The sequence below is a fragment of the Deltaproteobacteria bacterium genome (assembly GCA_016208165.1).
Classification (GTDB): Bacteria; Desulfobacterota; Desulfarculia; order JACQYL01; family JACQYL01; genus JACQYL01.
Window position 1 is genome coordinate 71,618 of record JACQYL010000026.1, and the last position, 10,240, is coordinate 81,857.

Here is a 10,240-nt window from a genome sequence, read left to right on the forward strand (position 1 = left end):
GGCAACGTCTTTCTCCTTGGTCCGGCTCGCCTATTCTATAAACGTCCTCTCTTATGAACCTGTCACGGACAGTTCAAAGTTGAATCACGAAGTCAAATCATCCGAATTGCCCAGGCATGTGGCCATCATCATGGACGGCAACGGCCGGTGGGCTCGCGGAAAGGGACTCAGACGAATCCGGGGCCACCGAGAAGGCGCCAGATCCGTTCGCGAAGTTGTCCGAACCAGCCGAGAAATCGGCATACAGTTTCTGACGCTCTACGCCTTTTCAGAGGAAAACTGGCAGCGACCCAAAACCGAGGTCAGTGCCTTGATGCATCTCCTTGGCCAATATTTGGATGAGGAGAAGCAGGAGATGATCGAGAAGGAGATCCGGTTTAACGTGATCGGCAACGTGGAGAAACTTCCAAAGGGGATTCGGGGCAAGATTGTCGATGTAGAAGAAGTCACGCAGAATAATGGCCGGATGGTCTTGAATCTGGCGCTCAGTTACGGAGGTAGATCGGAAATCGTACGAGCGGCGCGAATCCTGGCTAGAAGATGCATGGAAGGCGGATTGGATCCGGATGACATCGATGAAGTACTGTTCGGAGAACAACTCTATACAGCCGGGCAACCGGACCCGGACCTTCTGATCCGAACCAGCGGTGAGCTGCGAATCAGTAATTTTCTTCTGTGGCAGATCTCGTACACGGAGTTGGTGATGACCCCTGTTTTGTGGCCGGATTTTCGTCGCGAACAATTTATGGACGCTATTTCCGAGTACCAACGCAGGCGAAGAAGATTCGGCAGAACGGATGAACAGGTTCGCCGGCAGAACCTGCTCGGCTGAGAGGGCCCATGCAACTTCAAAGATGGCTCACGGGTATCGGCCTTGCAGTGCTCGTGTTGGGCGTCAATTTTATCCTGCCTGCGATGGGCCTCTGCATATTGATTTTCCTGGTCGCCTTGTGCGCCGAACTCGAAGTTCTCAACATGCTTTTTACCGGCAAGGATGAACGCTTCTGCGTGCATCTCGGATTGGCGACCTGCGCGGTGGTTATCGCGGTCTCCGTGACGGGATCCGATGTATGGCTCGCGGTTTCGTTCGTGGTGATGCTGGCATCGTGCTTTGTTGGGCACCTTTTTGCATTTCGAGAGATCGAATCCGCTCATATCAACCTCGGAAAGCAGCTTTTGGGTCTGTTTTACGTACCGTTACTCGCCTCTTTTTTTGTTCTGGTTCGACTTGAGCCTAAAGGAGCATGGTGGGTAACGCTGGCCATGTTGGTGGTCTTTCTGGGGGATACGGGCGCGTACTATGCCGGAAAGACGTTTGGCAGACATAAGCTGTATCCTGCGGTAAGTCCAAACAAAACCGTTGAAGGAAGTGTGGGCGGAGCGTGCTGTTCCGTCATTTTCGGGTTGATCTTTCAATCCCTGTATCTTCCCGAGATGTCTCTTTGGGAAGGGGCGTTGCTGTTTCTCGTGTTGGGCCTGCTGGGGCAAGTGGGCGATCTGTTTGAATCGTTTCTCAAACGGTCCGTCGGCGTTAAGGACTCAGGCAGGATCCTTCCGGGACATGGAGGGATGTTGGATCGCATTGACGGCGCACTTTTCGCCGGAGCACCCATGTACTTGTATTTGAGACTGTTCCAGGCCGGATGACTATGGAGCTGGTTCGAGGCAGAAGATCGAAGCTACGGAAAAATCTGGTGCTGCTGGGCGCAACGGGATCCATTGGCACAAGCACGTTGGATATCGTAGGTCGGTTCCCGGACAGGTTCCATATGGTAGCCATGAGCGCCGGGAAAAACGTGCGATTGGCGCTGGAGCAGGCTTTGCGGTTCAGGCCCCGGCTGCTTTCGGTCATGAGACGCGAAGATGCCGAGTGGTTGAGTGCGCGTGTGCCGGACAGCATACGCGTGCTGCACGGGGATGCCGGACTGATGGAAGTGGCGCTGATCGAGGAAGCGGACCTGTTGATCTCCGCTCTCGTTGGAGCGGTCGGCCTGAAGCCCACTTTCGAGGCCATCCGGGCAGGCAGGCATATTGCCCTGGCGAATAAGGAAACGCTGGTAATGGCCGGAGACCTGGTCATGAACGAGGCCCGCAAACGACAGGTATCCATTTTCCCGGTGGACAGCGAACACAGTGCGATCCTGCATTGCATGATGGGTCATCAGCAGAACGAGATCAGGCGGATACTCCTCACGGCCTCGGGCGGGCCGTTTCTTCGCACCTCCAAATCCCGTATGAAGGACATTCGACCTGAAGACGCTCTTGTCCACCCTACATGGAAAATGGGAAGCAAAATCACCGTCGACTCTTCGACGTTGATGAACAAAGGGCTGGAAGCCATAGAAGCCAAGTGGTTGTTCGGTCTTCCGATCGATGCGATCGACGTGCACATTCATCCGCAGAGCATCGTGCATTCGCTGGTGGAATTCTGCGACGGTTCGGTGGTGGCTCATCTGGGCCTGCCGGATATGCGCATTCCCATTGCCTTCGCGCTTTCCTACCCCGAGCGTCTCAACTTGATGCTACCTGCGTTAGATCTGTTTGAAGTGGGCAAGCTTTCGTTCGAGAAACCGGATTTTGACCGGTTTCCATGCCTTGGCCTAGCCCTGGAAGCAGGCAGAAACGGGGATAGCATGGCCGCCGTTCTCAATGCGGCTAACGAAACAGCCGTCGCGCTTTTCCTGGAGTCCAGGATCCGGTTCACGGACATTGCCGGTGTGATCGCCGATACCATGGCCAAACACGATCCCCGACCCTTGCACGAAATCTCGGAAGTTCTGGAAGTGGATCGCTGGGCCAGAGAAGCGGCTTTTCTGACGGCTAGAAAGAAGGATTGACAATTCATTATGGGAGATCTCCTTTATACGCTGGCCGCCACGGCGCTTGTACTCGGAGTGCTCATCTTTTTCCACGAATTCGGCCACTTCATCATGGCGAAGTTGTTCGGCGTGGGAGTCGAAGTGTTTTCGCTGGGATTCGGCCCCAGACTGGTGGGCAGGAAGTTCGGTGAAACCGATTACCGGGTGTCTCTGATTCCACTCGGTGGATATGTAAAGATGATAGGGGAAAACCCGCAGGATGAGGTGAGTCCGGAGGACGTCGAGAAGTCCTTTGCTCATAAGCCCGTCGGGAAGCGTTTTTTGATCGTATTTGCCGGACCTTTTTTCAATTTTCTTTTTGCCGTTCTTATTTTCTTCATCCTGGCCTGGATCGCAGGACTGGCGTCGGTCACCACGGAAATCGGGACTGTGCAAGAGGGCTATCCTGCGTTCGAAGCCGGTTTGAAGAAGGGTGACGTGATCGAGGCTGTCAACGGGACCCCGGTAGAGGAGTGGGAACGAATGGCCGAGCTGATTCGCGGCAGCGATGGTGAAGCCATACAGGTGAGCGTGAACCGGGACGGCAGCCGCCTCGAGTTCACCGTAACTCCTAAGTATACGTCCATGAAAACCAATCCATTGGAAGAGGAAAAGCCGATTCCGGTTATCGGAATTTCTCCGTCCGGTAAGCTTATATGGGAAAAGGTAGGGTTGTATGAAGCGGCGGTGTATGGAGTCACCAACACGTACTGGGTTTCAAAGATTACGATTCTCAGCGTAGTGAGGTTGATACAGAGAAAAATCCCCGCGGATACCGTGGGCGGTCCCATCCTGATCGCCCAATTGGCTGGACAACAGGCGCGGGAAGGACTTTTGAACTTGTTCTATTTCATGGGGGTCATCAGCATTTCGCTGGCGATCCTCAACTTGTTGCCCATACCGGTTTTGGACGGCGGTCACCTTTTCTTCTTTGGATTGGAGGTGGTGCTCAGGAAGCCGATCAGCATCAAGAAACGGGAGATCGCCCAGCAGATTGGCTTTGCCATTCTGGCCGTGCTTATGATCCTGATCTTCTACAACGACATCGTCCGCATAGTGACGAAACAATAAGTAATGCGCATTCTCGCTTTGGACTGCTCGTCGGCTATGTGCAGCGCCTGCCTGACGGAAGACGAAACCGTGCTGGCGGAGGTTTCGCTAAGGGCTTTTCGATCTCACGCAACGTTCCTTTATCGCTGCGTGGACCAACTTATGGTCAACGGTAGGCTCGGGTTCGAGGATCTGCACGGTTTTGCCGTGACGATCGGTCCGGGGAGTTTCACGGGACTTCGAATCGGTGTCGCCGCGGCCAAAGGGTTGGCCTACGCTTCCGGCAAGCCGCTGGTGGGGGTTTCCACCCTGGAAGCACTAGCGGGGAATATACCGTATTCCCGGCTGCCCCTTGTTGCGGCTTTAGATGCAAGGAAGAACCAGCTTTACGCGGCCCGATTCGGACCTGCTATTCATGGGGAAACGGCAAGAATCGGTCCGGATCGGGTATTGTCTCCGGAAGACCGGATCGCGGAATGCCGAGAAACGGACACGCTATTTGTAGGAGACGGCGCGCTTCGATATCGTACTCTGTTGAAGGAGCAACTGGGTGGAAGGGCTGTTTTCGCTCCGGCCACGGCGCATCACGTACGGTCGCCGGAGGTTGCGAGACTGGCTCTTGGTCGGATCTCTTCCTGGCGCAGAGAGGACCTCTTCGGCTTATCCCCGAATTATATCCGCAGGTCGGAAGCCGAAATCGGGTTGGACACGGCTCGGGGATCCTGATCAAGTCCGAGCGCCGGCGCGCGTTTGTTGACAAGGTATGCAGGGCATTATAATCTAATGATAAAGAACGCCTCTCCCAGAGGCGCTAATACCCGGTGGTTCGGGATCTCGATTCGGGTTCCCGGGGGACCGTCGAATCGCCGGGTGTTCATGATCCGGGGGGAAGAGATGGAACACGACGATCGCGCGTTGATTGAGAAGTATGGCAGCCAAGATCCGGAATTAGGCAAGCTCATGAAAGAACATGAAGAGTTCGAAGCGAGAATCGAAGATTTGAATAAGCGGCCATATCTGTCACCGGAAGAAGCCCTGGAAAGAAAGCGTCTGCAGAAACAGAAGTTGTCCGGACGGGATCGAATCGAACAGATCGTGTCGGAGTACCGTAAACGTGAACAAGGCGAGTGAGCCGGAGCAGGACAGGACTAGAATTCCGGTCGCCTTGGAAGGGGCGCCTTTCATTCTCGGCGGCGCGTTCGTTACCCTGGTGTTCGCTCTGCTGGGATGGCAGATTCTCTGTTTATTGACATTGGCGCTGACTTTTTCCGTCCTTTATTTTTTCAGGGATCCCAACAGGACCTGTACCTTTGATCCAAAAGCGGTTGTTGCTCCGGCAGACGGGGTGGTAGTGTTCGTCAAGCCGGGAATGGATCAGCGCTATTACCAGGGTGAATGCGTACGTTTGAGCATTTTTATGTCCGTGTTGGATGTCCACGTGAATCGGTTTCCTGTAGATGGAACCGTGCGTCACGCTATATACAAGCCCGGAGGATTTGAGGCTGCGAACAGGGAGGGGGCGTCCAAGGGGAACGAGCAGAATGCCCTGATTGTTGAAACCGAAGGAGGACGGAAACTAGTCGTGGTCCAGGTCGCGGGCCTGATTGCAAGACGGATTGTGTGTTGGACCCGTCCCGGAGACCTGGCCGCAAAAGGAGAACGTTTCGGAATGATCCGATTTGGTTCCCGGGTGGACCTATATCTGCCCCCCGATTTTGAGGCCTGGGTTCAAAAAGGCGACCGGGTGCGAGCGGGTGAGACCCTTGTAGGTAAACTGCCATGAAAAGAAGAAGAAGGCCGCACCGTAAACGATTGGACCGCAAGAAAAGTATTTTTGTGTTGCCCAATCTGATTACCACGGGAAGCTTGTTTCTGGGCTTTTATGCGGCTATCTCGTCCATCCAGGCGCATTTTCCCCAGGCGGCGCTGGCGGTCGTCGGGTCGATGTTTCTAGATGGGCTTGACGGGCGTATTGCCAGGCTCACGAAAACCACCAGCCGCTTCGGTACGGAATACGACTCGCTGGCGGACCTCATTGCTTTTGGGTTGGCCCCCGCATTGATGATATACCTGTGGGCCCTGGAGCCGTTCGGCAGAATGGGTTGGCTAGCGGCGTTTCTGTTTGTGACGTGCGGGGCGCTGCGGTTGGCGCGGTTCAATGTGCAGGTCGATACGGTGCCCGGCGATCACTTCAACGGCCTTCCCATACCTGCCGCCGCAGCCATGTTGGCCGCCACGGTCCTGTTTTTCGATCATTTGAACCTCGGATCCCACGTGTTTCATGTGCCCATCATGGTGATGATTTACGGGTTGTCTTTTCTGATGGTCAGCACCGTCAAGTTCGTGAGTTTCAAGAACATGGACTACTTCCGGAGAAAATCGTTCAACTCGTTGGTGGTGGGTGTCTTGTTGTTCGTAGTGATTGCGGCCAACCCGTTTGTCATGGGATTCGTGGTCATGCTTTGTTACGTGCTCAGCGGACCGATCATGTGCATTCGTCACCTTCGCGGGAAGAAGGCGAGCGACGATTCCGATGAACGGAGCAGTACCGAGACGGCGGCCGCCGAAGCAGGCGAATAAACCTCCCTTCTCGCCCGGAGTTCGACGTCGGGTGGAATCCTCCGCGCGGGTGGAAACAGGGGATCCTGCTGAAGGGTCGAGCGCATTCCCCTTGCAGGAATAGGTTTATCCTCTTTGATCATCGGATTCGGTTCAGAGAGAAGGTCGTGCTGTCGACAATCGACCCATAAGGGTTGCAAAATCTTGATTCGTCCAGAATAGGGAACAGGAAAAAGGAGATCGCGTTTTATGTCTCAGCGAGAGTTCAGCGTTGCAGTGGCCGGAGCTACCGGCGCAGTGGGTAATCAGATGATTGCATGTTTGGAAGAACGGGATTTCCCCGTGGGAAAGCTCACGCTGCTGGCGTCTGAACGTTCCAAAGGCAAGAAACTGAAGTTCAGAGGAAAAGATGTAACCGTCCATCCGATCGGTCCGGAGTCCTTCAAGGGTGTGGAAATTGCTCTTTTTTCCGCGGGGGCTTCCGTCAGCAAGGAATTTGCGCCCATAGCGGCCCGGAGCGGCGCCGTGGTTGTGGACAATTCCAGCGCCTGGAGGATGGATCCCGAAATTCCACTTGTGGTCCCTGAAGTGAACCCGCATCGGATCAAGGATCACAAGGGCATCATCGCAAATCCGAACTGCTCGACCATTCAGATGGTGGTGGTATTGAAGCCGCTCCATGATCAAGCCCGGATTACGCGGGTGGTGGTATCCACGTATCAGGCGGTTTCCGGAACCGGTCAGAAAGCCATAACCGAACTGATGGAGCAGACAAGGGCCATCGTGAACGGCGGGTCCTTCAAACCGAAGGTATATCCTTACCAGATTGCATTCAACGTCCTGCCACACATCGACGTGTTCCTGGAGAATGGATATACCAAGGAAGAGATGAAGATGGTCAACGAAACCCGGAAAATCATGGAAGACGATTCCATACAGGTGACTGCCACGACGGCCCGGGTGCCCGTTCTTTATGGACACAGCGAGGCGGTGAACATAGAAACCGAACGTCCCTTGTCTCCCGAACAGGCGCGACAACTTTTGGTCCAAGCCCCGGGAGTTCGGGTTGTTGACAATGTGAGCGAACTTCTATACCCGTTGGCCATCGACTCGGCGGGCCAGGATTTGACTCTGGTTGGACGAATCCGGAAGGATATTTCCACGAAGAATGGCTTGGCCATGTGGATCGTTGCCGACAATATCCGGAAAGGGGCGGCCACTAACGCCGTTCAAATAGCTGAAATCGTCGCCCGGGATTGCTTGAAATAGCGTATCGAGGCAAGCGCACGTGTTCTTTGGAGAGACATGCGAGGCCTGTGGACCCACGGTGTTCGATAACCTTGAAAACGTCGGTTAAACAACTATAGGGGAGAAGCATATGGGCTATGCCGAGGTCAGGCCGGACAACGTAAAGAAGCGCTTTCCGGATTCCAAGGTCCCTTTGTTGAATGGAAAAGCCTTGGTGAAGACGGCGAAGAAATTCGGCGCCATGATCATGGCCACGAACTGCCGTTGCCGTCTTCCCATTGAAGGCATCGCCAGGGCCTCGATGGCCACCGGCGCTCCGGTGATGTACGAGATCGCAAAATCCGAATTGGGATACACGGAGTTCACGCCGAAACTTTTCGTGGACGCGGTAATGGAAGTAAACGAGCGTCTCGGGAATATAGCCGTGCCGTTCAGCGTTCATGCCGATCATCTCGGAGTGAAAAGCCCGGATGCGGTGTCCGAGGTGGCCGCGCTCATTCACGAGCAACTGGAAGCGGGGTTCACTTCTTTTGCCGTAGACGCTTCGCACATGGTGAACGAGGACAATCTCAAGGCTACGATCGAATTGGGAAAGATCGTCCAGGACAAGGGACTGTGTCTCGAGGTGGAACTGGGAGAGATCGGCGCCAAGAAGGGTACGACTGAAGGATTCACGCAGCCCGAAGAGGCGGCATGGTTCATTGGAGAACTCGACAAAGCGGGGATTCATCCGGACTTGCTGGCCATTAACAATGGTTCCATTCACGGCACCTATTTTGGCGAAGCGCATGAGGGCATTCAGCTGGATCTGACCCGACGGATTTACGAGGCGATTCAGAAGTGGGACGTGGACATTGCTCAGCACGGAATTACCGGTACGTCCCTCGAGAAGATCCGCGAGTTCATCAAGTACGGGATACGAAAAGGAAACGTGGGCACCTTCTGGCAGAATGTCTGCTTCGGCACGGCCATGGATTCCAACGGAAACGCCATTACCAGGCCGGACAAGAGCTACGTTTATCGACCCTACCGGGGAGTGCCCTCGGCGCTGTGGGAAGAGATGTGGAAGTGGGCTCAGGAAACGGGAAACATCGGAGGCAACATCAAGAAGGCCAACAAGGTGTTTGCCGATAAATTCAATAATCTGGAAGAACCCTATCGGAACCGGATTACGATTCAGGCCTATGAAGAGGCCATACGGCTGTTCGAAGCGACCAACTCGTTCGGATTGGCCGACAAAGTAATGGAATTCTACGGATAGGACGTTCCTTATACTTTCATGAGCAAGGAGCGAACAATGGCTGTCGAAGACAAGAAAGACTTCGCAAAAGTCGTAATTGCTATCCTAGATGCCGCCGGATGTTCGCACAGGCTCGCCAATTCGGACGAAATTGAGTACTCGGAGACATCACCTGGCGGAAAGACCAAGAAGTTCAAGTACACCAGAAGAGGTGAACGATCCAAAGGGATTTTCTGGACTGGAATCAACAAACTCATCAAGCTCGCCGTCATCTGGATCGCCTGCAGTTGAAATGCCCGCCGTTGGTCTCCTATCTCACTTGAGGTAGCTCGTCACATTGAGCTACCTCATATGCTTCTGCAGCGCAGTTTCCGTTCTTCTTTCCTTGCCTGGAAGGCTCGTCGAAAACGCTCCCGCCAGCCTATGACGCTCCGAAGCCTAAAAACTTCTCATTTTTCCGCAGTCGGGGCAGAACCAGGTTACATCGTTGCTCATGCCCCACTTGTTCTTTTCCAGGCAGTCCGGACAGATCTGGAATCCGCAGCGGCAACTCCAGCAAAATGGAAGTTCTTTATTACAGACGTGGCACCGGAACGCCTTCTTCCTCCCGTAGGATCGCTTTTGTTTCCTGCCGTCGATTTCCTTGTTCATGTTCGTAATTCTCTTGACCGGGTCTTCCCGGCGGGTGGAAGGGAGCGCAAGGTCGAGTCGAGAAAGCAAACCCCATACGTACGGCTGCAAGCCATTTTGTTATGAAACCACCGCACGACCTGACTTCGTCCGCGTGAACAGGCGCAGGGGGGGCCCGGTAGTCCTTAATAGATGATCACTCTTAAGGTACAAGGACAGGAGGCGGCTGTATGTCCGACATAACAAAGTCGCACGACCCACACTCCAGGTGGAGCCTCTTGTTGCTGCGCAACGCGGACGACAAGCTGTCCGCGCCACCCCTGAATGAAGCTCTTTCTCCTGCTTCCGTGCATCCGGACAAAACCAAAACCAAAACCGAAGCCAATGATCAATGGGTATTGTAGTTTCCCCTTGTTGTTGGGTTTCGCTATGCTCAACCCAACCTACGATACTTCCTCGATTTTCCGGCGAAAGAATGTAGGTTGGGTTAGCGAGCGCAGCGAGCGTAACCCAACGGATGCCTGCCCGGACCTCATCGTGAGATAGCACATCCACGCCCGACGAATTTAGCTCTTGATGAAAGGAAAAAACAACATATACGGAAATTATACCGAAACGGGAGTGTAATTCAATAGTTCTTCTGCCTGGCCCTGAA

At 54.2% G+C, this 10,240-nt stretch carries 13 protein-coding genes; 12 read left to right on the plus strand and 1 reads right to left on the minus strand.

Going from position 1 to position 10,240, the window contains the following annotated elements:
* Positions 1–79 precede the first annotated feature (79 nt).
* The 11 genes from HY788_05590 to HY788_05640 all read left to right on the plus strand — a co-directional run bounded on the left by HY788_05590 (position 80) and on the right by HY788_05640 (position 9,246).
* The gene (locus tag HY788_05590) at positions 80–832 is read left to right on the plus strand and encodes an isoprenyl transferase (protein MBI4773642.1); all 753 of its coding nucleotides are present in this window, start codon (positions 80–82) and stop codon (positions 830–832) included.
* An 8-nt stretch (positions 833–840) separates the two neighbouring features.
* Positions 841–1,647 carry a phosphatidate cytidylyltransferase gene (locus tag HY788_05595; GenBank protein MBI4773643.1) on the plus strand — a complete coding sequence of 269 codons (807 nt, stop codon included), beginning with the start codon at positions 841–843 and terminating at the stop codon, positions 1,645–1,647.
* 2 nt (positions 1,648–1,649) lie between these two features.
* A complete protein-coding gene (locus tag HY788_05600) occupies positions 1,650–2,837 on the plus strand; it encodes a 1-deoxy-D-xylulose-5-phosphate reductoisomerase (GenBank protein MBI4773644.1) in 1,188 nt (395 codons plus the stop codon).
* A gap of 9 nt (positions 2,838–2,846) precedes the next feature.
* A complete protein-coding gene (gene rseP, locus HY788_05605; GenBank protein MBI4773645.1) occupies positions 2,847–3,929 on the plus strand; it encodes an RIP metalloprotease RseP in 1,083 nt (360 codons plus the stop codon).
* A gap of 3 nt (positions 3,930–3,932) precedes the next feature.
* Positions 3,933–4,634 carry a tRNA (adenosine(37)-N6)-threonylcarbamoyltransferase complex dimerization subunit type 1 TsaB gene (gene tsaB / locus HY788_05610; protein MBI4773646.1) on the plus strand — a complete coding sequence of 234 codons (702 nt, stop codon included), beginning with the start codon at positions 3,933–3,935 and terminating at the stop codon, positions 4,632–4,634.
* Positions 4,635–4,802: 168 nt separating this feature from the next.
* A complete protein-coding gene (locus HY788_05615; GenBank protein ID MBI4773647.1) occupies positions 4,803–5,039 on the plus strand; it encodes a YdcH family protein in 237 nt (78 codons plus the stop codon).
* Positions 5,040–5,061: 22 nt separating this feature from the next.
* Positions 5,062–5,691, plus strand: a complete 630-nt coding sequence (locus HY788_05620) for a phosphatidylserine decarboxylase family protein (GenBank protein MBI4773648.1) — start codon at positions 5,062–5,064, stop codon at positions 5,689–5,691.
* Positions 5,688–6,488, plus strand: a complete 801-nt coding sequence (pssA, locus tag HY788_05625; GenBank protein MBI4773649.1) for a CDP-diacylglycerol--serine O-phosphatidyltransferase — start codon at positions 5,688–5,690, stop codon at positions 6,486–6,488. Before HY788_05620 ends, pssA begins: the two co-directional genes overlap by 4 nt.
* A gap of 228 nt (positions 6,489–6,716) precedes the next feature.
* Complete coding sequence (locus tag HY788_05630) at positions 6,717–7,736, plus strand: aspartate-semialdehyde dehydrogenase (protein MBI4773650.1); 1,020 nt, start codon at positions 6,717–6,719, stop codon at positions 7,734–7,736.
* Between the two features lie 109 nt (positions 7,737–7,845).
* A complete protein-coding gene (locus HY788_05635; GenBank protein ID MBI4773651.1) occupies positions 7,846–8,976 on the plus strand; it encodes a class II fructose-bisphosphate aldolase in 1,131 nt (376 codons plus the stop codon).
* Positions 8,977–9,012: 36 nt separating this feature from the next.
* On the plus strand, positions 9,013–9,246 hold the full coding sequence (locus HY788_05640) for a hypothetical protein (protein ID MBI4773652.1): 234 nt from the start codon (positions 9,013–9,015) through the stop codon (positions 9,244–9,246).
* 147 nt (positions 9,247–9,393) lie between these two features.
* Here HY788_05640 and HY788_05645 read toward each other — a convergent pair whose 3' ends face one another.
* A complete protein-coding gene (locus HY788_05645; protein ID MBI4773653.1) occupies positions 9,394–9,606 on the minus strand; it encodes a hypothetical protein in 213 nt (70 codons plus the stop codon).
* A 209-nt stretch (positions 9,607–9,815) separates the two neighbouring features.
* Between HY788_05645 and HY788_05650 the strand changes: the two genes are divergently transcribed.
* Complete coding sequence (locus tag HY788_05650) at positions 9,816–9,989, plus strand: hypothetical protein (protein ID MBI4773654.1); 174 nt, start codon at positions 9,816–9,818, stop codon at positions 9,987–9,989.
* The last annotated feature ends 251 nt before the right edge of the window (positions 9,990–10,240 follow it).

Bases quoted from the DNA above. Each gene is read 5' to 3' on its own strand.
- HY788_05595 (MBI4773643.1), top strand. From the start codon at position 841: ATGCAACTTCAAAGATGGCTCACGGGTATCGGCCTTGCAGTGCTCGTG.
- HY788_05600 (MBI4773644.1), top strand. From the start codon at position 1,650: ATGGAGCTGGTTCGAGGCAGAAGATCGAAGCTACGGAAAAATCTGGTG.
- rseP (MBI4773645.1), top strand. From the start codon at position 2,847: ATGGGAGATCTCCTTTATACGCTGGCCGCCACGGCGCTTGTACTCGGA.
- tsaB (MBI4773646.1), top strand. From the start codon at position 3,933: ATGCGCATTCTCGCTTTGGACTGCTCGTCGGCTATGTGCAGCGCCTGC.
- HY788_05615 (MBI4773647.1), top strand. From the start codon at position 4,803: ATGGAACACGACGATCGCGCGTTGATTGAGAAGTATGGCAGCCAAGAT.
- pssA (MBI4773649.1), top strand. From the start codon at position 5,688: ATGAAAAGAAGAAGAAGGCCGCACCGTAAACGATTGGACCGCAAGAAA.
- HY788_05630 (MBI4773650.1), top strand. From the start codon at position 6,717: ATGTCTCAGCGAGAGTTCAGCGTTGCAGTGGCCGGAGCTACCGGCGCA.
- HY788_05635 (MBI4773651.1), top strand. From the start codon at position 7,846: ATGGGCTATGCCGAGGTCAGGCCGGACAACGTAAAGAAGCGCTTTCCG.
- HY788_05640 (MBI4773652.1), top strand. From the start codon at position 9,013: ATGGCTGTCGAAGACAAGAAAGACTTCGCAAAAGTCGTAATTGCTATC.
- HY788_05645 (MBI4773653.1), bottom strand. From the start codon at position 9,606: ATGAACAAGGAAATCGACGGCAGGAAACAAAAGCGATCCTACGGGAGG.
- HY788_05650 (MBI4773654.1), top strand. From the start codon at position 9,816: ATGTCCGACATAACAAAGTCGCACGACCCACACTCCAGGTGGAGCCTC.